The sequence below is a fragment of the Shinella sp. WSD5-1 genome (assembly GCF_963942435.1).
GTDB lineage: Bacteria > Pseudomonadota > Alphaproteobacteria > Rhizobiales > Rhizobiaceae > Shinella > Shinella yambaruensis.
This window is the reverse complement of sequence record NZ_OZ012607.1, coordinates 74,760-101,491: the sequence shown is the minus strand read 5'-3', so window position 1 is coordinate 101,491 and position 26,732 is coordinate 74,760. Positions and strand designations below refer to the sequence as shown.

The 26,732-nt window shown below is 59.3% G+C and carries 19 protein-coding genes and 1 pseudogene; 4 read left to right on the top strand and 16 right to left on the bottom strand.

What is annotated here, in order from left to right:
• The first annotated feature begins 16 nt into the window (after positions 1 to 16).
• On the top strand, positions 17 to 1,252 hold the full coding sequence (locus AABQ55_RS37365) for a CapA family protein (RefSeq protein ID WP_242224954.1): 1,236 nt from the start codon (positions 17 to 19) through the stop codon (positions 1,250 to 1,252).
• 35 nt (positions 1,253 to 1,287) lie between these two features.
• On the opposite strand, the gene AABQ55_RS37360 is transcribed toward AABQ55_RS37365, so the two are convergent.
• From AABQ55_RS37360 to AABQ55_RS37350, 3 genes are read right to left on the bottom strand one after another with little or no spacing between them, the layout of a single operon-like run.
• Complete coding sequence (locus tag AABQ55_RS37360) at positions 1,288 to 4,548, bottom strand: error-prone DNA polymerase (protein WP_242224952.1); 3,261 nt, start codon at positions 4,546 to 4,548, stop codon at positions 1,288 to 1,290.
• The gene (locus tag AABQ55_RS37355; RefSeq protein WP_242224950.1) at positions 4,545 to 6,059 is read right to left on the bottom strand and encodes a Y-family DNA polymerase; all 1,515 of its coding nucleotides are present in this window, start codon (positions 6,057 to 6,059) and stop codon (positions 4,545 to 4,547) included. The genes AABQ55_RS37360 and AABQ55_RS37355 overlap by 4 nt, the downstream gene beginning before the upstream one ends.
• Positions 5,977 to 6,735 (bottom strand): ImuA family protein, encoded by a 759-nt coding sequence (locus AABQ55_RS37350; protein ID WP_242224947.1) that lies wholly within the window; start codon positions 6,733 to 6,735, stop codon positions 5,977 to 5,979. Before AABQ55_RS37350 ends, AABQ55_RS37355 begins: the two co-directional genes overlap by 83 nt.
• A 205-nt stretch (positions 6,736 to 6,940) precedes the next feature.
• Here AABQ55_RS37350 and AABQ55_RS37345 point away from each other — a divergent pair, with 205 nt between their 5' ends.
• Positions 6,941 to 9,010 (top strand): ATP-dependent helicase, encoded by a 2,070-nt coding sequence (locus AABQ55_RS37345; RefSeq protein ID WP_242225016.1) that lies wholly within the window; start codon positions 6,941 to 6,943, stop codon positions 9,008 to 9,010.
• Positions 9,011 to 9,050: 40 nt separating this feature from the next.
• A complete protein-coding gene (dinB, locus tag AABQ55_RS37340; RefSeq protein ID WP_242225015.1) occupies positions 9,051 to 10,172 on the top strand; it encodes a DNA polymerase IV in 1,122 nt (373 codons plus the stop codon).
• A 128-nt stretch (positions 10,173 to 10,300) separates the two neighbouring features.
• Here the strand turns inward: dinB and AABQ55_RS37335 are convergent, their stop codons facing one another.
• From AABQ55_RS37335 to AABQ55_RS37295, 9 genes and pseudogenes are all read right to left on the bottom strand, one after another.
• A complete protein-coding gene (locus AABQ55_RS37335; protein ID WP_242225013.1) occupies positions 10,301 to 11,971 on the bottom strand; it encodes a phosphoethanolamine transferase in 1,671 nt (556 codons plus the stop codon).
• A gap of 161 nt (positions 11,972 to 12,132) precedes the next feature.
• Positions 12,133 to 12,705 carry a cation diffusion facilitator family transporter gene (locus tag AABQ55_RS37330; protein ID WP_338341969.1) on the bottom strand — a complete coding sequence of 191 codons (573 nt, stop codon included), beginning with the start codon at positions 12,703 to 12,705 and terminating at the stop codon, positions 12,133 to 12,135.
• 71 nt (positions 12,706 to 12,776) lie between these two features.
• Complete coding sequence (gene cyoD, locus AABQ55_RS37325) at positions 12,777 to 13,184, bottom strand: cytochrome o ubiquinol oxidase subunit IV (protein ID WP_242225011.1); 408 nt, start codon at positions 13,182 to 13,184, stop codon at positions 12,777 to 12,779.
• Positions 13,181 to 13,801, bottom strand: coding sequence for a cytochrome o ubiquinol oxidase subunit III (gene cyoC / locus AABQ55_RS37320; RefSeq protein ID WP_023515137.1), 621 nt, complete (start codon positions 13,799 to 13,801; stop codon positions 13,181 to 13,183). Before cyoC ends, cyoD begins: the two co-directional genes overlap by 4 nt.
• A gap of 4 nt (positions 13,802 to 13,805) precedes the next feature.
• Positions 13,806 to 15,812 (bottom strand): cytochrome o ubiquinol oxidase subunit I, encoded by a 2,007-nt coding sequence (gene cyoB, locus AABQ55_RS37315; RefSeq protein WP_242225009.1) that lies wholly within the window; start codon positions 15,810 to 15,812, stop codon positions 13,806 to 13,808.
• A gap of 29 nt (positions 15,813 to 15,841) precedes the next feature.
• Positions 15,842 to 16,999: a ubiquinol oxidase subunit II gene (gene cyoA, locus AABQ55_RS37310; RefSeq protein ID WP_242225025.1), complete on the bottom strand. Its 1,158-nt coding sequence runs from the start codon at positions 16,997 to 16,999 to the stop codon at positions 15,842 to 15,844.
• A 262-nt stretch (positions 17,000 to 17,261) separates the two neighbouring features.
• Positions 17,262 to 17,585, bottom strand: a complete 324-nt coding sequence (locus AABQ55_RS37305; protein ID WP_242225007.1) for a hypothetical protein — start codon at positions 17,583 to 17,585, stop codon at positions 17,262 to 17,264.
• Between the two features lie 267 nt (positions 17,586 to 17,852).
• Positions 17,853 to 18,449 carry a transglutaminase-like cysteine peptidase gene (locus tag AABQ55_RS37300; RefSeq protein ID WP_242225005.1) on the bottom strand — a complete coding sequence of 199 codons (597 nt, stop codon included), beginning with the start codon at positions 18,447 to 18,449 and terminating at the stop codon, positions 17,853 to 17,855.
• Between the two features lie 390 nt (positions 18,450 to 18,839).
• Positions 18,840 to 19,801, bottom strand: a pseudogene (locus AABQ55_RS37295) (DUF1403 family protein).
• A 124-nt stretch (positions 19,802 to 19,925) separates the two neighbouring features.
• Between AABQ55_RS37295 and AABQ55_RS37290 the strand changes: the two are divergent.
• Positions 19,926 to 21,056, top strand: a complete 1,131-nt coding sequence (locus tag AABQ55_RS37290) for a tyrosine-type recombinase/integrase (RefSeq protein ID WP_272809701.1) — start codon at positions 19,926 to 19,928, stop codon at positions 21,054 to 21,056.
• Between the two features lie 109 nt (positions 21,057 to 21,165).
• Here AABQ55_RS37290 and serA read toward each other — a convergent pair whose 3' ends face one another.
• The 4 genes from serA to repA form a co-directional block, all read right to left on the bottom strand.
• Complete coding sequence (gene serA / locus AABQ55_RS37285) at positions 21,166 to 22,404, bottom strand: phosphoglycerate dehydrogenase (RefSeq protein WP_064334790.1); 1,239 nt, start codon at positions 22,402 to 22,404, stop codon at positions 21,166 to 21,168.
• A 647-nt stretch (positions 22,405 to 23,051) separates the two neighbouring features.
• On the bottom strand, positions 23,052 to 24,269 hold the full coding sequence (repC, locus tag AABQ55_RS37280; protein ID WP_064334789.1) for a plasmid replication protein RepC: 1,218 nt from the start codon (positions 24,267 to 24,269) through the stop codon (positions 23,052 to 23,054).
• Positions 24,270 to 24,440: 171 nt separating this feature from the next.
• Positions 24,441 to 25,427: a plasmid partitioning protein RepB gene (gene repB / locus AABQ55_RS37275; protein WP_064334788.1), complete on the bottom strand. Its 987-nt coding sequence runs from the start codon at positions 25,425 to 25,427 to the stop codon at positions 24,441 to 24,443.
• Between the two features lie 78 nt (positions 25,428 to 25,505).
• Positions 25,506 to 26,624, bottom strand: coding sequence for a plasmid partitioning protein RepA (repA, locus tag AABQ55_RS37270; protein ID WP_242225022.1), 1,119 nt, complete (start codon positions 26,622 to 26,624; stop codon positions 25,506 to 25,508).
• Between the last annotated feature and the right edge of the window lie 108 nt (positions 26,625 to 26,732).

Sequence of the window (26,732 nt, the reverse complement as noted above, 5' to 3'; positions counted from 1 at the left end):
CGACGAAAGGTCTGACATGATAAACACGTTCACAATCGCCGTTACCGGTCAATCTCTCATCAAACACGATACCCGCGACATCAACACAGCAGGATTCCGGGAGGTCCAGGAGGTGCTACGGCGAGCCGACTTCTCCTTCACGAACTTCGAAAGCACGATACTCGGCAGCCACGGAGGATGGCCGCTCAAAGGCGCGGTATTCGGCTGCAGCCAGCCTAATGTTCTGGACGCATTGCAGGCGCTTGGCTTTCAAGGGCTTGCGTTGTCGAACAATCATGCATTCGACCTCGGCCCCTCCGGCGTCCTTTCCACCCTGGAGGAGGTAGAAAGGCGCGGCTTCCTTCACGCCGGCATCGGGCGCAACCGGACGGCGGCGTCCCGCGCAGCGAAGGGTTCGGTTGGCAGGCGGAAGGTGGCCCTTGTCGCCATGGACGGGGGACCGGGGCCTGACTTCATGTACGCCGCGGATGCTTCCATCGGTCGCCCTGAACGCCCCGGCGTTAACCGGCTGAAGTTGTCGAAGGTGATCGATGTCGACGCCGACGCTTTCGAGCAGTTGCGCACGGTCCGTGACAATGTTGGCTACACAGCGATGGACCTCGCCAATGACAGCCAGCCTGACGACACGCCGCATGTCGATCCAGAGACTGAGCTGAGCATCGCTCGCGCGATATTCAGGCGTTCCGACCGGTTCGGCCGAAACGTCAAAATCGACGAAGACTCCCTCTCCCGAAATCTCGCCACGATCGCGTCAGCGGCCGAAGAAGGGTGCCTTGTCATCGCCTACCTGCACCACCATCACTGGGCCGCGGACTGGTATCAGGTGGCTGAATGGGTGGGTGCCGTTGCGAAGAAATGCATCGACGCGGGGGCGGTGATGTTCGTGAGCCATGGCGCTCCCGTCCTTCAGCCGGTCGAAATCTACCGCGGGCGGCCGATCTTCTACAGTCTCGGCAACTTCATTTTCCATGTGAAATCCGTGAAATCGAAATGGCGGGCGCGTGAAGTATGGGAGAGTGTGATTGGCCTGTGCTCGTTCGACGACAATGGCCAGTTGGCCGGTTTGTCATTTCACCCGGTCGTCATCGGTGGCGCAGAAGCCTTGAAAAGCGAAGCTTTGGAAGAGCGCCTCGCACCAGAGCTTGCCCACGGTCACGACGCGGAAAGGATTCTCCAGCGATTTCGGGAGCACTGCGGAAAATTCGGCGTGGACATTGAGATTTTGGACGACACAGCGCGCATTCGCATCTAACCCTCTGCCAATCAACCATATCTGGGTGTGGGCGATCAATGGAAATTTCGGCTCTTGACCTTCAACCGATCGATCAGCAAGTCCGGCACGTATATCTCACGTGCCGACACTGCCGCCTTTGGCCGATCACGCGGATCCGGCGCGCCATTGCCATGGGCGAACTCATCCCCTCGTCTGTGGGGCAAGGGAAACTGCTCGTCTCGCTCGCCCAGGCGGCCGAGGTCTTCAGAGAGATCGAACAGACGTTGCGCAACCAGATGCACCACGTCGCCTTCGCGCTGGATCTTTCCATTGATCGCCAACATCGAGCTGGAGAGCACGAGCCGGCGCTGGCGCTCGAACACCTTCGGCCAGATAACCGCGTTGATGATGCCCGTCTCATCCTCGAGCGTCATGAACATGACACCTTTGGCCGAGCCCGGACGCTGGCGCACCAGCACGAGCCCACCGCTCATCAGCCATTGACCGTCTCGCGCAGCCATTGCTTCGGCGCAGGTCACCATCCGCTTCCGGCGAAGATCCTCGCGGAGGAAGGAAACCGGATGCTGACGGAGGGTCAATCCGATATGGGAATAGTCCTCGACAACTTCATGCCCCGCCTTCATCGACGGCAGATGCACGTCGGGCTCTTGTGCTTCAGCAACCTGGCGGGCTTCGCGCTCAGCGGCTGCGGTCCAAAGGGCAAGCGGCTCGTCACGCAGGGCCTTGATCGCCCAAAGCGCGTCCCGGCGCTGAAGCTGTAGCGATGGCAGAAACGCATCCGCCTCCACCATCTTCACCAACGCGGCCGTCGGAACGCCGGAGCGGCGCCAGACGTCATCGGCAGAAGAGAACGGCTCGTCGGTGCGCGCCGTCACGATCCGGGCAGCGTCGGCCGTCGAAAGACCCTTCACCATGCGCATACCCAAGCGGACAGCCTTCTTGTCACCGTCGCCGGTATCCTCGAGCGTGCAATCCCATCGGGACGCATTGATGCAGACCGGCCGGACCTCCACGCCGTGTGCCTGCGCATCGGAGACGATCTGAGCAGGGGCATAGAATCCCATTGGCTGCGAATTGAGGAGTGCGGCACAAAAGGCATCGGGGTGATGGCATTTCACCCAGCTCGACGCATAGGCGACCAAGGCAAAACTGGCGGCGTGAGATTCAGGAAAGCCGTAGCTTCCAAATCCCTCAAGCTGGCTGAAGGTCCGTTCCGCAAAGTCCGCCGAATAGCCGTTCTTGACCATGCCGGCGACCAGCTTGTCCTTGAACTTCGAGACGCCGCCGGAGAACTTGAACGTCGCCATCGACTTGCGGAGCTGGTCGGCCTCGCCGCCGGTGAAGCCGGCGCAGACCATGGCAACTTTCATGGCGCTCTCCTGAAACAGCGGTATGCCGAGCGTCTTCGACAGGACAGCCTCCAGCTCGGGCGTCGGGTATTCGACCGGCTCCTTGCCCTCTCGCCGGCGGAGATAGGGATGCACCATGTCGCCTTGGATCGGCCCCGGTCGGACAATGGCCACCTGGATGACGAGATCATAGAAGGTGCGGGGTTTCAGGCGCGGAAGCATGGACATCTGCGCCCGGCTCTCGATCTGAAAAGTGCCCAGCGTGTCGGCCTTTCGGATCATCGCATAGGTCCGCGGATCCTCGGCAGGGATGGAAGCGAGATCGCGGACATCGCCCTTGTGCTCGGCCATCAACGCGAAGGCCTTGGCCATGCAGGTCAGCATCCCGAGGGCAAGTACATCGACCTTCATGAACTTCAGCGCCTCGATGTCGTCCTTGTCCCATTCGATGACTTGGCGATCGTCCATGCGCGCCGGCTCGATCGGCACGAGATTGTCGAGCCGGTCATGGGTCAGGACGAACCCACCCGGATGCTGGCCGAGATGGCGCGGCGCGCCCATGAGCTGCTGCGCCAGTTCCAGCGTCAGCTTCAGCCGGTAATCGGCCGTGTTGAGATTGTTCTCCTTCAACTGGCTTTCGGAAAGGCCATCCGACCATCTCCATATCCCCGACGAGAGTTGCCCGATCATGTCTTCCGGGAGACCGAGCGCCTTGCCCACGTCACGCAACGCACCCTTGGCGCGGTATCGAGTGATTGTCGCGCATAGGGCCGCTCGGCTCCGGCCATAGGTCTCATAGATCCACTGGATGACCTCCTCCCGCCTCTCGTGTTCAAAATCGACATCGATATCGGGTGGCTCGTCCCGCTCTTGAGAGATGAAACGCTCGAACAGCAAATCATTCGTGTCGGGATCGATCGACGTCACGCCGAGGCAGTAGCAGACAGCCGAGTTCGCGGCCGATCCCCGTCCCTGGCAGAGGATGCCTTTCGACCTGGCATAGCGGACGATGGAGAACACCGTGAGGAAATAGGGCGCGTAGTTCATCGTCCGGATCAGCTCCAGCTCGTCGCGCAGGGATTTCCGCACCTTCTCCGGCACGCCCTCGGGGTAGCGCACATCTGCGCCTTCCCAAGTAAATTTCACCAGCGACTGCTGCGGATCGAGACCGGGCACGATGGCCTCTTCCGGGTATTGGTACTGAAGCTCCTTGAGATCGAATTTGCAGCGCTCGACGATTTCGCGGGTACGGGCCAGCGCTTCGGGATAGTCGGCGAATAGCCGGTGCATCTCCTCCGGCGTCTTCAGGAATCGGTCCGCATGGCGCTCGCGGTCGAACCCGACATCATCGATGGTGGTGCGCGTGCGAATGCAGGTCACGACGTCCTGGAGCTGGCGGCGGCCAGGCTCGTGGAACAACACATCGTTGGTGACGACGGTCCTGACCCTGTGGCGCGCCGCCATCGTGGCGATGCCGTGAAGACGCAGCTTGTCGTTCGGCCGGCGGCGCAGACATAGGCTCACATAGGCGCGATCACCGAAGAGATCGGCCATCTTGCGCAGTTGCACCGCGCAGGTCTCGTCGGCCTCATCCGGGACCAGCACGCCGATCATGCCGGCGGCGTGCTCGGAGAGGTCCGCGAAATCGATCAGGCAATTGCCCTTGCCGCCGCGCGCCTTGCCGAGCGACAGCAGCCGCGTCAGGCGTGAATAGGCCGGTCGATCCATGGGATAGACCAGGATCGACATGCCGTCGGTGAGATCGAGCCGGCATCCGACGACAAGGCGCACGCCGGTCGTCTTCGCCGCCTCCCAAGCCCGCACGATGCCGGCGAGGCTGTTGCGATCGACAACGCCAAGAGCGTCGATACCAAGCGCGGCCGCGGCCGCGAACAGCTCGTCGGCGCTGGACGCTCCACGCAGAAACGAGAAATGCGTCGTGATCTGAAGCTCGGCGTATTTCATCCGAACACCCCATGCAGGAACCACAGGTGGGAGCCGGTCTCCGGATCTATGCCGTCGCCGGCACGATAAACCCAGTAGCGCTCGCCAAGCTCGTCCTCGACCACGAAGTAGTCCCTGACGGCCTGGAATTCGCGCGGCCGCGTCCACCATTCTCCGAAGATCCGTTCCGGGCCGTCGGCGCGAACGACCTTTCGCCTTTTGCCGCGCCAGGTGAACACGACCGGCGGCTGGTCCGGCAGGAGCGCCATGACGTCGATCCGCTCGGGGTTTGCGAGCAGCCGCGACGGCCGAGGCCATTTGTTGGCCCAGATCTGACCGATATCGGGCGCTGTCGCGGGAATTCGCCGCACCGATCGTTCCGGCACATCAGAGGCCACCGGCGCGACCCGGAACAATCGATGACCGCGATTGCCGAGGATGTCGACGAGGGGCGTGATATCGGCAATCTCCTCCTCGATGAGCGAGGAGACCACCTGCCGTTCTTCCAGCGGCTCGGCGAAGACCGCCACCAGAACCAGCTTCTCGATGCCGAAGCCAGGATCGATCGTCTCAATCCGATCGCAGAGCAGTTTCGACAAGCGTTCTGGATCGCGCACCGGCTTGGCGAGACCGGCGCGAAGATGCTGGCGCGTATTGTCGACCCGGTGGATGGCAAGGTCACAGCGGCGCGCCCCAAGGCCATTCTCCGCCAGCTTGACCGAGAGCTGATCGACCAGCCGCCTGACATATTTTGCGATGGTCTCCGCCGCGCCGATGGGCTCCGCGAAATTTTTCGACACCTCGACCAGTTCCGGCGTGCGGATCGGTTCGATCGGCTCGGCGATCCGGCCGAACAACTGGTCGAGCCGGCGTGCTGGGTCTGCCCCAAAGCGCAGGGTGAGCGGCGCACGCGGCATGGCGGAAAGCTGGCCGACTGTATCGATGCCGAGAACCCGAAGGCCCTGGACCGTCTCGGCCGGAAGCCGCAAGGCGAGGATCGGCAGGTCGACCACGGCTTTCGCCACATTGCCGACCGGAACCACGGTCGCCTCCGCCGAGATCAGCCGGGCGATCGCGTGCGAGGCGCCCCAGGTATCCGAGACGGCCGCTCTTGCTGTCAGGCCATGGCCACGCAGCCGATTGACCAGGCCCGTGATGAGGAGATCCTCGCCGCCCTGGAGATGGTCGGCGCCCTCGGTGTCGATGACCAGGCCGTCAGCGCCATCGATGGCCACCACCGGGCTATATTGCCGAAGCGCCCAGAGCGCGAGCCGCTCGAGCGCGGCCGCATCTTCGGCCGGTGCGGCATCGACCATCGTGAGATCGGCGACCATGGCCTGCGCCTTGCTCGCCGGCATTCCGACGCGCAGCCCGAGCTTCATGGCAGCCGGATCGGCAGCCGAGATCCAGCGCTTCGATCCACGCCGCGCGATCACGACGAGCGGCTTGTCAGCCGGCAAGGCTTCGCCAGCGTGTCGTCTGATCCGCTCTGTCGCCAGATGTGGGAAGTAGACAGATACGACCCGTGTCATCAGGGGCTCCAATTTCGAATTCGGCGCATTCGCCTGCTTTGACGCGCATCAGTTCCGCCAGCCACCGCGCCCGCCCGACGCCGGCCACCGGCAACCGCTCGGACGGCAAGGTGCTGATGCGCCAGCGTGTGGTTGAGGCCGTCGGCTGCCCATAGTCCGACGCCTCGTTTTGCCGCCGCCAGCGCCGCAGCACGATCGCCATGCTGCCGGTCTTCTCCGCCGCGAGCTGCAGGCGGCGCGAGGCTGTCATCGACAGGCGGACGAGCTCGCCGACGACGCAGGAGAGACCGCCGAAAGACAGCCCCTCCTCCATGGAGGACAGCACCTCCACCTCCCGATCGCTTTCGCAGAAAACGACCCGGTCAGGATGAAGGCCGGCCTGCGAGATCGCCGGGAAGAAGAGGTCCGGGCGCGTCATGCACCACAAGACCTTACCCTTCGTCCGGGCGGCGACGCCCGCGGAAAACAGCGCGGCAGCCGCACCGTCGACCGTGCCGCCTCCCCCGCCGGCAACCTCATGCAGTGCGCCGATGGCCAGCCCTCCTCCCGGCAAGGCCCGGTCGATCTCCGGAACGGCAAAGGGCAGCACGGAGCGGGCGCGAGCGACCCCGCCTTCAAGCTGGCCAATGCGCTCGCGAAGCTCGGCAAGCACGGGATTGAGGGCATGGTTGGCCACGGCAGAATTGTTGCTCCTTCAGGGTTTTCAGCCGTCCTTTAAGCTGATACGTTCTTTATTTGTTCCGATTGGCGAAGTGAGTCAATCGAGCCTCCGACCGGGAAGTCTTCACGCAGCTAAGGCGTTGAAACGAATCCGATAGCTGCATCAAGGGGATATCCGGCGCTCGGAGGGACAGGAAAATTTTCTCAGGCGCTGGGGACACATGACGGCGACATATCTCGACAAACTCAACGACCGCCAGCGGGAGGCGGTCGAGCATGGCGTCGGTCTGGCGGATGGCGCGATCGGTGGGCCGCTGCTGATCATCGCGGGCGCCGGCTCCGGCAAAACAAGCACGCTAGCGCACCGCGTCGCGCATCTGATCGTCAATGGCGCCGATCCGCGCCGCATCCTGCTGATGACGTTTTCCCGCCGCGCGGCTACGGAAATGACGCGCCGCGTGCAGAGGATCTGCCGGCAGGTGCTTGGCGATAATGCCGCGATCATGACCGATGCACTCGCATGGGCAGGGACTTTCCATGGCATCGGTGCACGGCTCTTACGCATGTATGCGGAACAGATCGGGCTCGGTGTCGATTTCACGATCCATGACCGAGAAGACAGCGCGGACCTGATGAACATTGTCCGCCACCAGCTCGGATTCTCGAAGACAGAAAACCGCTTCCCCACCAAGGGCACCTGCATCGCGATCTATTCGCGGGTGGTCAACTCGGAGGCGTCGATCGGCGAGGTCCTGAAGGCTTCCTATCCATGGGCTGTCGAATGGGAGCGCGAGCTGAAGGAGCTTTTTGCCGGCTATGTCGAAGCCAAGCAGGCGCAGAACGTCATGGATTACGACGACCTCCTTCTCTACTGGGCGCAGATGCTCTCGGACCCGGACCTGGCGGACGACGTAGGCGGTCGCTTCGATTACGTGTTGGTGGACGAATACCAGGATACCAATCGCCTGCAGGCTGCCATCCTGATGTCGCTGAAGCCGGGCGGGCGGGGCCTCACGGTCGTCGGCGACGACGCGCAATCGATCTATTCGTTCCGTGCGGCGACCATCCGCAATATCCTCGATTTCCCGAACGAGTTTTCGCCGAAGCCGGCCGACGTCATCACGCTCGACCGCAACTACCGTTCGACGCAGCCGATCCTGGCGGCGGCCAATGGCGTTATCGGCCTGGCCCGGGAGCGCTATACGAAAAACCTCTGGACCGATCGCGCATCGGAGCAGCGGCCGCTGTTGGTCACGGTGAAGGACGAGACGGACCAGGCCGCCTATATCGTCGAGCAGGTGCTGGCCAACCGCGAGGTGGGTGTTCCCCTGAAGCAGCAGGCCGTGCTATTCCGCAGCTCCAACCATTCCAGCGCGCTTGAAATCGAGCTGACCCGCCGGAACGTGCCCTTCGTGAAGTACGGTGGCTTGAAATTCCTCGATGCCGCCCACGTCAAGGACCTGCTCGCCGTTCTGCGCTTTGCCCAGAACCCGCGCGATCGCGTTGCCGGCTTCCGGTTGCTCCAGCTTCTTCCGGGCGTCGGGCCGCAGACGGCCGGCAGGATCCTCGACACGATTACCGCCGATCCAGAGCCGCTTCAGTCGCTCGCCGAGATCCCGCCGCCGCCCAAGAGCGGTGACGACTGGCCCGCCTTCGTCACGCTCGTTTCCGCCTTGCGCAAGGCCGAGGCCGGCTGGCCGGCGGAGATCGGCGCGGTGAGGATGTGGTACGAGCCGCATCTCGACCGCATTCACGAGGATGCGGACACGCGCAAGGCCGATCTCCTTCAGCTCGAACAGATCGCCAGCGGCTATCCAAGCCGGGAACGCTTCCTGACGGAACTGACCCTTGATCCCCCGGACGCCACCAGCGACCAGGCCGGCGTGCCACTGCTCGACGAGGACTATCTGATCCTCTCAACCATCCACTCGGCCAAGGGACAGGAGTGGCGGTCGGTGTTCATGCTCAACGTCATCGACGGCTGCATTCCGTCCGACCTGGGCACGGGGACAACCGCCGAGCTGGAAGAGGAACGCCGGCTACTCTATGTCGGCATGACGCGGGCGCGCGACAGCCTCGCCCTCATCACGCCGCTGCGCTTCTATACCTATGGGCAGAATTCCCAGGGCGATCGTTACGTCTCGGTCTCAAAGAGCCGATTCATTCCTGCAACCTTGTTGCAATATTTCGAGGTGACAAGCTGGCCCAAGATCAGCGCAGCAGCCGGCGAACGGAGCACGCGGAACGTCCGCATCGATGTGGGTGCACGGATGCGCTCGATGTGGCAATGACGCAGTCCGAGAAGGATGCGAGAACACGCGAACTGGGGCTATGGACAGACGGGACGCGATCGAAACGACGGCAGTGAATTCGGAACGCGAAGAGAGGATCCGGCGCATCATCCATGTGGACATGGATGCGTTCTATGCCTCCGTCGAACAGCGCGACAATCCGGACCTGCGCGGCAAGCCGGTTGCCGTCGGCAGCTCCGCGGCGCGCGGCGTCGTCGCTGCTGCCAGTTACGAGGCACGCGCCTTTGGAGTACGCTCCGCCCTCCCGTCCGTGACCGCGAAACGGCGCTGCCCGGACCTCATATTCGTGCCGCCGCGTTTTGACGTCTACCGCGCCGTCTCCGGGCAAATCCGCGAGATTTTCTCCGAGCACACGGACCTGATCGAACCGCTCTCCTTGGATGAAGCCTATTTGGATGTGACGGAAAACAAGCAGGGCATCCCGATCGCCACTGAAATCGCAACCATCATCCGGGCACGCATCAAGGAGGTCACCGGCCTCAATGCATCGGCCGGCATTTCCTATTGCAAGTTCCTCGCCAAGATGGCGAGCGACCTCAACAAGCCGAACGGTCAGGCCGTCATCACGCCGAGACATGGACCCGGCTTTGTCGATGAGTTGGCGGTCGAGAAGTTTCATGGCGTCGGGCCGGCGACCGCGGCGCGGATGGAGAAGCTCGGCATCCTTACGGGCGCCGACTTGAAGGCGAAGCCCCTCGCCTTCCTTCAGGAGCATTTCGGAAAATCCGGGCGCTGGTATCACGACATTGCCCGCGGCATCGATAATCGCCCGGTCCAGCCGGACCGCCCGCGCAAATCCGTCGGGGCCGAAGACACCTTCATGACCGACATCTTCGATCTGCAGGCGGCGCGCGCAGAGATCACACCTCTGGTCGAAAAGGTCTGGCGGCATTGTGAGGCAAAGGACCTTCGCGGGAAAACGGTCACGCTGAAGGTGAAGTATGCCGACTTCCAGACCATCACCCGCAGCAGGACGGCAGCCGTCTCGGTCGCGGCGGCGGGTGAGATGGAAGCGATTGCACCGGCGCTGCTCGATGGCCTTTTCCCGACCGAAAAGGGTATCCGTCTTCTCGGCATCACCGTGTCGTCGTTCGCCGAAGAGTCCGCTGCCGATCCCGACCAGCTCGCGTTCACGATATAGCCGCGCGGAACAATGTCACCGTTCGCGCGGCTATATCGTAAACATTAGGCCAACGATTGTGTATGCTGAAAAGCCTCACGACGCCGGGCGCCCACGCCCCCGATATGCTCTTAGGTTTCTGAATGAGGTCAGGAGCCCGGGAGGGCCGCCAATGCCCCGCGACAGGCGGCGAACATGTCGAGATCACGCTCGTAGGCTTTGGTCGTGACGTTCATCATGCCAAGCAAGCTGGAGAAGAGATTATCGTGCGACAACGGCATCGTCGCAGATTTTTTCAGGCAATCGAGATTTAACCCCATGGATGAGGCGAATTGCCGATCGAACCATGCGATCAGCGGCACACGCGTCTGTTCGTCTGGCGCCATGAAGTAGGGCGTGCCATGCAGGTATAGATTATTCTCGCCGAGCGATTCGCCATGGTCCGAAACGTAGAGGAAGCCGGTGGATAGCGTCACTGTCCGCGCCTTCAGACGTTCTACGATCTTCGATAGGATGAAATCCGTATAGAGAATGGCGTTGTCATAAGCGTTGACGATCTCCGAGTCCTTGCATCGGGAAAGCTCCGTCGTCCGGCAGTCAGGAATGAATTTTCGAAACGCATCCGGATAACGCTCGTAGTAAGCTGGACCATGATTGCCGAGTTGATGCAACACCAGGACGCTGTCCTTCGTAATCCCGTTCAGCCATTCATCGATCTTCTCCAAGAATATCTCGTCCTTGCAGTCACCGTCCTTGCAGAACTGTGAATCGGACGATCCTGTAATGATCACGTTGCGAACTCGGTCGGCAACACCCTTGCTGCCGGTATTGTTTTCCATCCAGGTCACATCAACCCCCGCACGGACGAGAACATCGAGGACGTTCTCGTTCTCCAATCCGGTCTTATGGTCGTAACCCGATCGCTTCAGATTGGAGAACATGCAGGGTAAGGAAACGTCAGTGGCCGTGCCGCAGCTTGAAACATTCGAAAAGTAAATGACGTCTTGCCGTGCGAGCTCCGGATTGGTCTCACGCGCGTACGAGTCCAGGGAGAAGTTCGCGGCGCGTGCCGTCTCTCCCACGACGATGATAGCGACGCGAGGCTTGGTGGAACCATCTGCTCGCGCATCAATTTTTGCATCCCCACCCACCGGCTTCACCGATATGATGATCTCCTGGCTTGCGCCGAGGATATACTTTGTCGTGCTAACAAGCGGCGTGATTGGATTGAGCGTTTTTATCAGATCTCTTTTGGTACGAACAACTGCTGAGTACGGCTTGTAGAATGCCGCGCCCAAACTCACGAAAACTAGAAAGCAGACGAAGATCGTTATCGCGTTTTGACGAATCTTACGGCCGAACGGCTGATGGACGATGCGTATCCAGGTCAGAAATGCGGTCGGCAGGAAGAAATAGAGTGCAAAATGCTTAATGAGCCCTGGAGTGAGCAGATCTTGTGATTCCGCCTTGGTCGTTTCAAAAGCGTTGCGCACCATATCCGTGTCCACAAATACACCGTAGGTATCCGTAAACCACGCCGCCGCCGTCGCCACGGCAATGTAGAGTATGAGAACCGGTTTGATGATGTACTTTATTGAAACAGCTACTGTGCCAATTGCAAAAAGCGCGAAGATGGCGACCCAAAGCGCCGCATAGGCCGAAGGATCATTTTTCAGGTAGAGCCCCGCCTTGGACCAGAAGGTGGCATTAAGGAACAGCAGCAGGTAAACCGCTACCACAATGCTCGTAACAAGATCCCCCAGCTGCGGCCGGAATCGGTTCAATTGCGCCCTGAGCGTTGCAGCGGCCATGTGTTTCATGCCTCGATACCCATTTGTCCGCGAGCTTTTTGGCAACGTTTACTCTCTCTAGCGACTAGAGCTTCAAGAGACTTTTTTTTTCAGGTTTGCCCACACTCTTTCGACTGCGAGCACCTTCAACCAGGATCGCTTTGGATCAGACGGCTGATTGAAGGGCACGATCACGCGTGCCGGGCGAGAAGCGCGCCCCGCGGGTCCACCTGGACCGTGACATGATCGATGCCGTGCCCTTCCTTGAGAAAGGACGCGACGACCGACGGCAGGGTCAATGGGTCGATCCCCTCCTTAGGGCTGACGTGGACGGTCGCGACGATGCTTTCGTCCGTCAAGGTCCATGCATGGAAGTGGCCCCCCTCGGCGATGCCCGGCAGATTCAGCAGGCCCGCTTCGATTTCATGGGCAACAATGCCTTTCGGCGTGGCCTGCAGGAGCACGCGGATGGAATCGGAAACCAACCCCCAGGCCGAGCGGATGACGAGGCCGGCGACCAGCACCGAGAGAAATGGGTCAAGGATGCTCCATCCGGTGAGCATGATGCCGATGGCCGCAGCAATGGCGCCGACCGATCCGAGAAGGTCGCCGACGACGTGAAGGAGCGCGACGCGCAGGTTGCTGTCACCGCTGTCGCCGGACCATAGCGCATAGGCGCCGACAAGGTTCACGAGGAGACCGATGGTCGCGACAACGAGCATCGGACCGGCGAGGATCTCCGCGGGCTGGTTGATGCGCTGCACCGCTTCCCAGGCGATCCACTTTAAACCAAGACTGTCTGTTCGTTCTGTAAGCGGGGTTCTTGGCGAGCTGGCTACGGCATATTCTTCATCATTTCTGGTGTCATCGGCATCATATTCGCGTTAAGGTGGTACATGATCCACAATGAGCCGGAAACCGCGATAAAGATGATGACGACGGTGAAAATTAGCGCCATTAGCGTCCATCCGTCTTCCGCGCGGGAGTTCATATGCAAGAAGTAGATCATGTGGACCACGATCTGCACCACAGCGAAGAGTATGATCAAGACGCCCGTCGCGGTCTTGTTTTCAAGGACATTACCCATCACCAGCCAAAACGGAATCGCAGTCAGTATCGCAGCAAGTAGGAAGCCCGTTACGTAGCCACGAAAGGACCCATGCGTCCCGCCATGGCCGAGCCCACCGTGTTGATGGTCATGATCATGGTTGCCGTGCGCGTGGGCGTGTGGATTCGAACTCATATCAAAACTCCCATCAGGTAGACGACGGAAAACACGCCCACCCAGACTACGTCGAGGAAATGCCAGAACATGGAGAGGCAAGAGAGCCGCCGGCAGTTTTCCGAGCTCAGTCCATACCTGGCGATTTGCACCATCAGCGTCACAAGCCAGACAATGCCAATGGTGACGTGAAGGCCGTGTGTTCCAACGAGGACGAAGAAGGCCGACAGGAAGCCGCTGCGCTGCGGCGTGGCCCCCTCCCCGATCAGCTTGATAAACTCGTAGAGTTCCAGCCCGATAAAGGCGAGGCCGAAGAGACCAGTAACGGCCAGCCAGAAAAGCGTCTCCGATCTGGCGCCACGCTCCATCTGCAGCATGGCGAAACCGAAGGTGATCGACGACAGAAGCAGGAATGCCGTATTGATGGAGACGAGCGTCAGGTCGAACAGGTCGGCCGGCGACGGGCCTGCCGCATAATTGCGCCCGATCACGCCATAGGTGGCGAATAGGACGGCAAAGATCAGGCAGTCGCCCATCAGATAAATCCAGAAGCCCAGGCTGGTGGCATTTTCCGGATGACGTTCCTGTTTCTGGTAGAATTCCGGCTTTACCGACGAAGTGTCGTGAGTTTGGTTCATGGTCTCATGCCCTTCCTGCAAGCAGGTCGGTGCGGGCGGCCTCCGTCTCGACGACCGTCTCGACTGGGATGTGGTAGTCCCGCTTGTAATTGAAGGTATGGGCAATCGCGACGCTCATGAGCGCCACGAAGGACAGCGCCGCCAGCCACCAGATGTACCAGATCAGCGCGAAAGCCAGAACGACGCTAAGCCCGCTGAGAACAACGCCAGTACCTGTGTTTTTCGGCATATGGATGGCCTGGAAACCATCGACCGGGCGTTCATGACCTCGCTCTTTCATATCCGACCATGCATCGAGGTCATGAACGATTGGAGTGAAGGCGAAGTTATACTCAGGTGGAGGGGATGAGGTGGACCATTCGAGCGTGCGGCCATCCCATGGATCGCCTGTCTCGTCCTTCAGTTGATCACGTTTCACATAGCTGACGAAGAGTTGGACCAGGAACGCCACGATGCCGAGCATAATCAGGAAAGCGCCAAAAGCTGCAATGATGAACCAGATCTGTAGCGACGGATCGTCGAACTGGCTGACGCGGCGAGTGACGCCCATCAGGCCAAGCACGTAGAGCGGCATGAAGGCAAAGAAGAAACCGATCTGCCAGAACCAGAAGCTCAGCTTGCCCCAGAAGGGATCGAGCCTGTAGCCGAACGCCTTAGGCCACCAATAGACAATGCCCGCGAGCAGACCGAACAATACACCACCGATAATCACATTGTGGAAATGGGCAACCAGGAACAGCGAATTGTGGAGCACGAAATCCGCGGGAGGAACGGCAAGAAGCACACCTGTCATACCTCCAATCACGAATGTGACCATGAAGCCGATCGTCCAGTACATGGGCAGCTCGTAGCGGATGCGGCCTCGATACATCGTGAACAGCCAGTTGAACATCTTCGCACCGGTCGGGATCGAGATGATCATCGTGGCAATGCCGAAGAAGGCATTGACAGAGGCGCCTGAACCCATCGTGAAGAAGTGGTGTGCCCACACGAGATAGGACAGGATGGTGATGACGACGGTCGCGTAGACCATCGAGGTGTATCCGAACAGGCGCTTGCCGGAGAAAGTCGATACGACTTCCGAGAAAACGCCGAAGGCCGGCAGAACGAGGATGTAGACCTCCGGATGGCCCCAGATCCAGATGAGATTGATATACATCATCGAATTGCCGCCAAGATCATTCGTGAAGAAATTTGTTCCCACGTAACGGTCGAGCGAAAGAAGGGCGAGCGTCGCCGTAAGGATAGGGAACGTCGCGGCGATCAGGATGTTGGAGCAAAGCGAGGTCCATGTGAAAACCGGCATCTTCATGAAGGACATGCCCGGCGCGCGCATCTTCACGATGGTCGCGATGAGGTTGATGCCAGACAAGGTCGTCCCGACACCGGCCACCTGTAGCCCCCAAATATAATAATCGACGCCGACGCCGGGACTGTAGTCCGCGCCGGAGAGCGGCGGATAGGCGAGCCAGCCCGTACGGGCGAATTCCCCAACGAAGAGCGACATCATCACGATGATGGCTCCGCCCACAGTCATCCAGAAAGAGAAGTTGTTGAGGAAGGGGAAGGCGACATCGCGGGCGCCGATCTGCAGCGGCACGACATAATTCATCAGGCCAGTGATCAGCGGCATGGCCACGAAGAAGATCATGATGACGCCATGCGCCGTAAATATCTGGTCGTAGTGGCTCGGCGTCAGATAACCCTCGTTGCCGCTGAAGGCAATCGCCTGCTGGATGCGCATCATGATCGCATCGGCAAATCCCCGTAGCAGCATCACGAGCGCGAGGACCACGTACATGATCCCGATCTTCTTGTGATCCACGCTGGTGAACCACTCCCTCCAAAGGTAGCCCCAGAGCTTGAAGTAGGTGACGGTACCGAGGATCGCGGCGCCGCCGATGGCGACGACGATGAAGGTAACCATGAGGATGGGCTCGTGCAGGAAGGCAAGGGACTCCCATGACAACCTGCCGAAAATGAATTCCATTATGCTGATGTTCGTAGGCATTCGTGTTTCCAGTATCTGTCAACCGATGGTCATGGATTGGAGATGTCATTGGTTGGCGCGAATGAGACACCTTGCGTGCTGTTTTTTGCCGGGACACTACCGTCCATGACCGTGCCGTTTGGCATGACATGGCCAACTGCTGCCTGGCTCGCTTCCGACGCGGTCATGGCGCTTCGGTCGTCAGTGACCGCACTTGCTTCGGAGGCTGATCCTGTTACGGCATCGTCCTGAATTCCGTCGGCCTCGGGTGTCAAAGGCGGATAGAATACATCGAGACCTCTGAGCGGCGCGCGGCGCGTATCGTAGTCGAGCCTCTCCCTGTTCTTCTCGCTTTCGAGACCGCCACCGCCCATCTTGTCGATATGCATCATCTGGTTCATGCACATCGTGCCGGGGGTGGCGCAGAGATTCAGGATCGAATCGTAGAGTCCGCTGTCGACGCTGGCGTAGTAACGCACTGGCTCCTTGATGCTCGGCTTTTCCAGCTTCATATAGCTGTCGCGATTAAGCGTGGTGCCTACCCGCTTCACTTGCGTCACCCAGGTGTCGAAGTCAGCCTGGGTCAAGCCGCGGAACTTGAAGCGCATCTGCGAAAAGCCGCCGCCGCTGTAATTGGCCGAAAGCCCCTCGTAGTCACCAGGAACGTTCATGACCGCATGGAGACGTGTCTGCATGCCCGGCATGGCATAGATCATGCCCGAGAGCGCCGGAACATAAAAAGCGTTCATGACCGATGATGACGTAATCTTGAAGCTGATCGGAACGTCCACCGGCGCTGCGAGTTCGTTGACTGTAGCGATGCCATATTCCGGGTAGAAGAACAGCCACTTCCAGTCGAGCGCCACGACTTCCACGGTCATGGTCTTTGTATCTTCCGTGACCAGCCGTTGCGCATCGATCCGGTCGAGCGGACGATAGGGATCGAGTTTGTGAGTGCTGATCCAGGTGATCGCACCAAGCACGATGATGATGGCCAATGGCGCCGACCAGATCACTACCTCGAGAGCAGTCGAATGGTGCCATTTGGGGTCGTATTTCGCCCTTTTGTTAGACTGGCGATAGTGCCAAGCGAAAAAGAGGGTGAGAAACATCACCGGTACGATGATGAGCAGCATCAATAGCGTCGAGACAACGATAAGATCCGCTTGTTGCCTTGCGATATCGCCTGAAGGCGACATGACGACCATTTTGCAACCGCCCAGCAGGAGCAACAGCGGGACGACAACGGCAAGGCGAACGAACTTCTTGGAGAGAAGCACTTCTGACTCCCTGGAATTAACCTCGGGTCTTTGAATGAAAGAGGTTCCCGGTTGCCCCGGTGGCGTCTGTCCGCAATGGTACACCCGAGGCACGGAGCTGCCGGATGACAGATTCCGGAACAATGGGCGCAATGCGGCGAAGCCGGCTACAAGCGCAAGGCTTGACGGGCTGCCGGGTTATTCGCTTTTTTTACGACTTTGGAGGGTGTGGGATCAGATAGTACTGGTTCTCGAACCGCGGTTGCGCGGGGAGGATGAAGGCAAGCTTCTCGCATGCCTTATGCTCGTTCAAGTCGACATAAGCAGACGGCTGCCAGTTCCGAACATGTTGGTCGGCATCGGAAACGGCCAAAACCTTACTCTCGGGAAAGAGCCTGGTTTCGTTGGCGTTCAGCGCAACCACGATCTGAAGAGAGGAACCATCGATATGCGGCTTCGCAAAAGCATTGCCTGAGACGACCTGGAAAGAGATCATCAACAGAAAAATCACGATCTTCCGGCCGACCGACATCATGTTGCATGTCTGCTCATAGTGATAAAACAAGGCGAGGATTTATCAAAGAAGCCAACTCAAAAAAAGCAGGATATCTCGCGTGCGCCAATTTGTCCGAAACATGTTGCCGGGATCCGGAAACCATTGCTCTACCTTGGATCGCGATTGACCGTTCGATTCTCACGCGGCATGAACACGATCGAGAGCGGGTGTTGTCAGCGCCATAGACAATCGTAACAGTGGGTCCGGACACGTCCTCAAAGCGGTGAGTTCGGGAAGTCGGCGGCGCTACTTGACGCTACCGACGGCGTCGGCACGACCGTCCTGCAGTTTGATCCACTTGCCGGCATCGGCTGAGGACTGACGCTTCAGATATCGGTACTCGGTGTCCGACCAGAGCAGGATCTTGTTGCGCATATTGTCGAGCACGAAATCGCCGCGATCGGTACGAAGGGTCAGCACCGCGTGGCCCTGTCCGCTCGGCTGAACAACGACGGTGATCAGCAAGTTGGAAGGCGAGATCCCGGCCTCGATAAGCTTCTTACGCTTAATCAGAACGTAATCCTCGCAGTCGGCGGCACTTTGCGGGTAGGTCCAGAGTTCTTCAACGCCGTAGATTTCCATGTCCGTCAGTGGCAGATAATCCACGTTCGCGTTATAGTTCACGTTGACGATAGTCTTCCAGTTTTCCTGTGTTAGAGCCATCGGGCCCTTGTCCTCGCCGTTGGGCTGGCATTCTTCGGTATATTTCTTGCAGAATGTATAGTGGCCGATCGGCTGGCTAGTCTTGCCAGCGAGTTCCATCGCCGCGGGAAGGGCCATGGCCTGTGCGGCGACCATGGAGAAAAGAAATGCGAGTGCACTGACCTTGATTGTTTTTGTCATTGTTCTGTCCTCGTTCAATAATGGGACAATGACATTGATACTTTGATCTTGCGCAAAAATTAGAAGAATAATTTAGTTTAAATCAAGGTAGAACATGCACTAAATGAAAATAAAACATCAATCAAATTTAATCAGTATTTGAATTACTTTTGATTCAAATTTTAGGAAAATTCTCGATGTGCTAGACGAAGCCAGCTGACATTTATATAACTGAATTTAAAAAGCTTTTTCCAAATCGGACAACATCGCTATTTCCCAGAAGACAGAGCCCTTGCTCCAAAGGAAGGCAACCCGTCAGCGCATAGGTGGATACCTCACGCTCGGCAGATTTGATGGTCGCTGTGAACGTGAGGCTCCACAGCCAACGATGGACCCCGAATTTTCAATACCTCATCGGCCATGTGCCACATTGAAACGCGATACGTCCGTCGCAAGGTGGTCGCCTAGTTTGCGCCAGGACGTGGTCCGCGGCCCAGCCGGTCGAACAGCCGGGGTCGCCGCCCAGCGCGAGAGATTGCTGCCAGGCGCCGAGGCGGCGACGGCGTCCTGATCGAGAAGCGCTTGGATGACGGCGCCGGCGCCCCTCGTGCGAACCTTTGACGCCGCGGTGCGCAGCGTCCCGGCCCGCCGAGCAATCTCGCCGGCGGTGCGCAGGGCCGATCCTATCCCTTCAACGAGGGCAAGGCAGACGGCCCGGGCAAAGGCAGCTTCCCCCGGACGGACACGCCCCCTGCCCCCAAGCGTCTTGAAGGCCGGCCCATAGCGCTCGGCCATCAGCAGCGGCATGGCACAATCCCATTTCAGCTGCGCCGCGATCAGCAGATCGGCCAGCATCCAGCCGAGCGGTTCGGCATCCGGCCGCACGGCATGTAGGGCCGTGACCGAGTCCGCCGCGGCAAGAGGCGCCGGGCGGCCCGATTGCAGCGCATCGTCGGCATGGTCGACCACCGCGGTGAGCCGATCGTCCCAGGCAAGCCCCAATAGATCGGCAAGCTCGGCCACCGCTTTCGAGGAAAAGGCGGGTTTTCGGGTGGAAAGCCTTTTGGTGGCCAAAAACACCTTTCCGGCCGGGCCGGGATCGTCGCCGGCGGTCGTCAACAAACGGCGTCGCGCAAGGCGGACTCGTCCTCGCTGCGCCCCATCAGCCGGACCGCGACGGCAGCACATTTGAGGGCCTGGCGCGCGCGCCAGCAGCCGGCCCAGACGGGTTCGGAGCGAATGAGATCATCCAGCGATTTCAAGGCGATGCCGGCGGAGAAAGCGGCGGCAAGTTCGTCCGGCTCGCGGCCGCGCGGCAGGGTCCAGCTAGGCAAGGCAGCCGTGAACGTCGGGGCGGAAACGGGCGAATCCATGACCGGCATCCTAGGCCAATTGTGCGGATTATACCAGACTTTTGCGCATTAACCGCACGGCTTGTCTTGCGCACAAAATGATGGATAACGTTGCCTTATCGTTCATTTTGCTCATTATAGAGAAATGTCCCAAATCATCGACGAAAACAGCGAAATTCACTCTCCGGAAAGCTCTGCTCCGCCGCACAGCACGCCGGCGGCCGACGGCATTTCCACCGCCGTCGCCGCAACACCCACCTCCCCTCTTCCGGCGAGCGCCGGCCTGCCGGCCCAGCTGCAGGATCTCACCGACCGCGCCCGCGGCTACGTCGAGGCCGCCAGCTCCGCCAACACGCGCAAAGCCTATGCGTCCGACTGGAAGCATTTTACCGCCTGGTGCCGGCGGCAGAGCCTGTCGCCTCTCCCCCCGGAATCGCAGGTCGTCGGGCTCTACATCACGGCCTGTGCTTCCGGGACGGCTGAGCGTGGGATGAAAGCGAACACAGTCTCGACTATTGAGCGGCGCCTTGCCGCCATCGGCTGGAACTATGCCCAGCGCGGCGCGCAAAAACTCGATCGCAAGGATCGCGCTATCGCCACCGTCATGGCCGGCATTCGCAACAAACACGCCACCCCGCCGCGCCAGAAAGAAGCGATCCTGCCGGAAGACCTGATCGCCATGCTCGAGACACTCGAGAGGAGAACCCTGCGTGGCATGCGCGATCGGGCGATGCTGCTCCTCGGCTTTGCCGGCGGCCTGCGCCGTTCGGAAATCACCGGACTCGACCTTGGGCGCGACCAGACGGACGACGGGCGCGGTTGGGTCGAAATCTTCGACAAAGGCGCGCTGCTGACGTTGCGTGGCAAGACAGGCTGGCGCGAAGTCGAGATCGGCCGCGGCTCTTCCGACGCGACCTGCCCCGTCGCCGCTTTAGAGGCCTGGGTAAAATTCGCGAGGCTCGCGAAAGGCCCCCTCTTCCGCCGCGTAACCGGGAAAGGCAAGGATGTCGGGCCGGACCGTCTGAACGACCAGGAGGTGGCACGCCTCGTCAAGAAAACCGCGCTGGCTGCTGGCGTGCGCGGCGATCTCTCCGAGGCTGAGCGCGGCCAGATGTTTGCCGGCCATTCGCTGCGCGCCGGCCTCGCCTCCTCGGCGGAGGTCGACGAGCGCCACGTGCAAAAACAGCTCGGCCATGCCTCGGCAGAAATGACCCGCCGCTACCAGCGCCGGCGCGACCGGTTCCGCGTCAACCTCACCAAGGCCGCGGGGCTCTGACAAGCCCTTTCCCTCCTCGGCGTGAAACTGTTAGGTCAAGTTTTGTCGTCGTTTTTTCACTTAGCGGCTCAATTGAAATCGGGACGCAAAAACCACAATCGGTCAGCTGTCAGTAGACCAATCGCGCTCGTATCGTTCCGGGAATTTCGCGTAAGGCCTGTAGGATGTCGTCGGCCTTTGCACAAATTCCTTCCGCCTCGATCACCACGTAGCCCGTGTCGCCATGGGTCTGAAGGAACTCAGCGACGATGTTCAGCCCCCGTGACGAGAAGATTTCGTTGAGCTGGATGAGCATGCCGGGGCGGTTTTCATGCACGTGAATGAAACGCGTGCCGTTCGGGCGCTCGGGCAGTTGTACCTGCGGAAAGTTGACGGCGCCCATCGTTGAGCCGATGTCGGAGTATTCGACCAGCTTCCTCGAAACCTCCCCGCCAATACGCTCTTGGGCTTCCTCAGTGGAGCCGCCGATATGCGGCGTCAGAATGACATTGCTCAAGCCTTGCAACGGCGTCTCGAAACGCTCGTTGTTCGATGCCGGCTCCTTAGGGAACACGTCCACGGCGGCACCCGCGAGATGGCCGTCTTTCAGGACTTTCGTAAGCGCATCGAGGTCAACCACCGTGCCGCGAGAATTGTTGATGAAGATGGCGCCCTTCTTCATACGGCGCAGTTCCGTTTCAGTGATCATATTATGCGTCGAGGGCGTTTCGGGAACGTGCATCGTCACATAGTCAGAGATTTCGAGAAGGTCGCCCAGCGAAGCCATCGACTCCGAGTTGCCGCGACGAAGCCGATCGGATAGATCGAAGTAGCGCACGACCATGCCCATGCTTTCGGCAAGCGCGCTGAGCTGCGATCCGATATTGCCGTAACCGACAATGCCGAGCGTTTTGCCGCGGACCTCCCGGCTGCCGACAGCGGACTTCTCCCACCCTCCTTGATGCGCGGAAGCCGAGCGCGGAAAAATCTGCCGGGTCAGCATAATAATCTCGCCGATCACAAGCTCGGCCACCGATCGCGTGTTCGAATACGGTGCATTGAACACCGGGATGCCGCGCCGCCGCGCTGCATCCAGATCGACCTGGTTCGTACCGACGGAAAAACAGCCAATCGCGATCAACTTCTTCGCGGATTCGAGGATCTCGTCCGTCAGCTGAGTGCGGGAGCGAATGCCGATGATGTGGGCGTCGGCGATGTGGCTCTTAAGATCCTTGTCGTCGAGCGCCTTCGGCAAGTGAATGAGATTGGTGTAGCCGGAGGAAGAAAAGTAGTCCACGGCGGTCTGGCTAATGCCTTCCAGCAGAAGCACGGAAATTCGGTCGCGTGGAAGTGAAAGTTCGCGGGTCATAAATGTTGCTCCGATTTCCGAAAGACCGATGTGGCATCGACGCTTATGAATTGTTTAAGCGCCCTGGCAGCCTAATATCAACACTTGGATACCGCGAACAGATCTCCGTCATCGCCCACATACTGAAAGCGATTGAACGGCAGAGCGCCTCCGCAGCGGACGCCGCTCGGCGAGACAAAATAGTCGCTCTCCTCCGTCAGGAACCTGCTCGGTAGCGCGGAAAAATGGTCTGTTCGAAACGCTACAGGGCCGTGACCGCAGGGTGAAACGCACACCAGCCAGTATGCTGAGAACAGAAAAGCCTGCCGCGGGAGGAGGTGCGGCAGGCTTTCCAAACTGTGATCGGCAACTGGGAGGAGGAGCGCCGCCGATCCGGTGCGAGCGATCAAGGGAGGAGAAGATCACTCGCTATATGAAGTTCGTGGGAGGAGGTACGAACGTCATGCAGACAATATGGTCCCGTCCGGCTTCGCCGAGAAGCCCGGATGGCTGCATGACAGCGTTGCAGGCCGCGTACGTCAATCGAAGTGCCCCACTGTCGGCCGGAACATAGTCGCTTGAATGCGTCCATCGCTCTCTTCGATCGCACATTCCTCAGAAGAGAAAGGCCGGGATACACTGGGCCACAGACCGTACCTTCCCACCCGCTATGCAGACCGTCGCTCGTCGCCGGCGCCGCTTCGCATTAGGGCCATGATCATCGGCCCGAGCGAGAATTCGCCCCGTTCGGCTCGTCTGGTGAGATCCCGTAGATAGCCACCGGGTGAATTGATGTGTCCTTCCCTTTCAAGGATGCAGGCAACCGCTGTCGCGGCGTTTTCCGCCCCCATCGTGTCGCACGCATCCTGATAGGCCGATGGGCTGATGCCGAGCATCGTTCTCACGACAACGGCGGCGCTCATTAGATCCCGCCAGCCGGAAATCGCTCCTCCTTGCGGCACATAGGCGGTGATTTCCGGGCAAGCACGCAGGATCATAGTCAACGGGAGCGATCCCATCGGCTTGACAATCCGTTTCGGTTCTTTCTCCAACGGCGCCCCCTGCTCTTTTCGAGAGCGAGGTTCAAGTTCACTAAGGGATTCGGGATTTGAATTCTGTATGTGGCATCCGATTTGGACAGCATTGCTATCCATTTTTTCTGCTTTTTGTTGCATATTCAGGATGTTGAGCACTTCATCGCGCAGAAGGCCCATTTCTACGAGGATCGCATCGACTTCAGTACGGCTTGGAGAGCGCGGAATCCGTCCGACAAGTGCGACAAACATAGCCTCAATCGTTTCCCAATCCCCATCCGCGCCCTCCTCGACCGCGGCCGTAATCAGCTTGCGAACATCCCTGCGGCAAATCGTAAGGGCTTCCTTCGCCCGCTTGAGCAACCGGCGTTCCTCTACGACCTGCTGGGCAAGAATCGCGAATTCCTCGACACGAGCCAGGAGTGGCGCGAGGCTGAAGCCATACGCTTGCTCGATCTCTCCGCCCTTCGCGCGGTGAGCGTACCGCTTACCGTTCGGACTATCGCGCCGGAAGATGATCCCTGCGTCGACAAGAACTGCCAGATGACGGCGCAACGTGGTGCCGGCAATGCCGTGGGCTCGATGGGAGAGCTGCTCGTTAGAGGGGAAGACCACCAGGCCGTGCTCCTCCGAAAGGTCGCTTTTGGGGTAGAAGCTCAAAAGCGCGTCCAGAACGGTGATCGCGCGATCCTGAAGGCCGAGTAGTCCGCGTGCCTCGCTCACGTCGCGGAACACCTTCCACTTGTCGATGGACTTGCCTGCCTTGATATCAGCCGCTTGAACCTGCCGATTCACGAGCGCAATCGACATCCGCCGCGGCCCAAAGGGCGCGGTTACATTTCCGACTTGCATTTTCCTTCACCTTTCAAAAGGCAAAAGACGTCCGCTCACCAAAACGGTGCCAAAATGTCCTCACCAGACTCTTGACGGGGATTCTCGGAAATGCGATTCTCTGGGTGCTAACTCGAGAAGGGCTTCCGGAATGTTTCGGGGGCCTTTTTCTTTTGCGGTTTCGAATCTCTCCTACGTTTCGCTACGCTCCTGGAACTCCCTGTAAAGACGCTCCAGATTGTCCGAAAGGTATGCTCCAAATCCGGAAGCATCCTTTGATTTCACGGCGATCGTAAACGACCGACCAGCATCTTTCGTAGCGACCTTCACCGCGTTTTCCGCCAATGCCCAGGTCCGCTCTGTCGGCCGGCTGGATGCCGGCTTCTTCTGCTTTTTTTTCGACAGTGCGTCCACGACTGCGGAGAATCGCTCTTCGATCGGCACATCGTCGAGCAGCCCTTCTCCAATCAAGGAAACAGCTTCGGCCGCCTTGGTAGGATGAAGAACGATCTTCTTGAGGTGTTCCCAGCGATCTCGGCCAATACCTCGTGCGGCGCCGATTGCCTCAAGAACTTCCCCAGGAATTTGTTCTGCTACAGCGAGCATGCGCGACAGAAGGGTGTCGTCGACCGTCAGGGCTGTTTTGATGTCTTCTTTTGAAATGCCTGCGGTCTGAAGCGTCTTCGCGAAAAGAGACTTCTCGATGAACGTCAGCCCGGCGCGTGCCGTGTTCTCTTGCCCTTGGGAGATAACGTAGTTGATCTCCTCCAACGGCTTAATTATCGCCCTTACGGTCGTCCCAAGTTCCTTCGCAACCTTCGTTCGACGGTGTCCAAAGACGATGATGTGTCGACCTTCGACTTCGGGGTTTGGCCTAACGAGAATTGGGGACGACTGGCCAGCCCTTTTGATCGCGTTCCGGAGCGCCTGATACTGCTCATCATCTTCGCCAATACGATCGCGAAACGGTGACGGATCAAGCGAGTCCGGATCGAGCTGGACGATGGATTCTCCCTCGAGGAAGCGGATCGAGTTCTCAGCCATCTCGTCGAGTGACTGCATCATAGACCGCGATGCACCGCGCCGCGCATATTCTGCTCGCGCTTCAGATGGTGCAGCGACCGATGCCTCTTCAGGGCGCATGCCGCCAATATTGGAGAGGAGATGCTTTCTAGCCATCGCTTTTCCTCAAATCTCTCATCATCTTGCTGTTTTTTATGTCTTTTTTTGCATTCTGCACGGCTGTCAAATCCAAGCCTACTTCCGCCCCCACGCCTGATGTACCAAAGAAGTGATCTCGCTATTCACCGCGTTCAACGACTCTATGGCGCGGTCATAGGTCGAACGAATGAACTGGTTCCGGTCCACCTCGTAGAGCGTCTGTTTCGTGATCCCGGCATCGGAAACCGCCGTAGACTTGAGCATTTGATTGCTGAGCATTCGTCGATTGAACATCGCTTGCATGAAGCCAACCATCTGGGCTTGAGGCCCATCAGTCGGCTCATACCGTGTGACGAGATATCTGAACCATTTAAGGCGCACCTTTGCCCCAGCGCTCTTGATGGACTGGAGTATCCCCCCAAGCATCAGCAAGAACTGGCTCATCGACATGATGTCCAACATCTGCGGATGCACTGTGATCAGAACCGACGTCGACGCAGTAAGCGCCGTCAGCGTGAGATAGCCGAGTTGCGGAGGGCAATCGATCACCACGACGTCGTACTTGTCGTCTACTTCTTTCAGCGCCTGACTAATGCGCGTGAAGAACATCCTGCCTTCAGGAGAATTCTTGTTCGATGCGGCTAACGGTGTTTCGTACTCGTATTCCTGCAGCTCAAGATTGGCCGGGACAATGTCCAGACCCGGAAAATTCGTGCTTTGGATAATCTCTGTGATCGAGCGGCGCTGCTTGTCGTAGCGGAGCGCCTCGAACAAGGACGGGTTCTTGTCCAACTCGGGCTGAATACCATGCAGAGCCGTGAGGGAAGCCTGGGGGTCGAGATCAATTGCAAGGACACGATGCCCCGTCAAAGCAAGGTATTGGGCCAGATGGGCAGTCGTCGTTGTCTTCCCACTACCCCCCTTGAAATTCACAACAGAGATGACCTGGAGACCCTCACCCTTGCGTCGATGGGGAACGTACTTCTTGAAGTCGCTGCGACCATACTTATCCAGAAACTGCCGAAGCTCGAGCATCTGCTCAGCTGTGTATGAACGCCGGCCCGATGAAGAGACTTGAGGCTGCGGCCCCTTTCCGTCAAGGTGCAACTTCTTGATATGGTTCTGGGTCACACCAAGGAACTCGGCGACCTCGGACAAAGAGAAAAGGCGGAGCCCCTTCTCGGCATTCGGTGGATACTGTTCGAGGCGCAGCATGTTGAGCTTGTCTGAGATGAGTTCCCCTTGTTCGAGAATCTCCTCATCAAAATCCAAGTCCAAGTCCGCTGCCAAGGTACGCTCAGTTTCCACTCGTGCCACCACTTT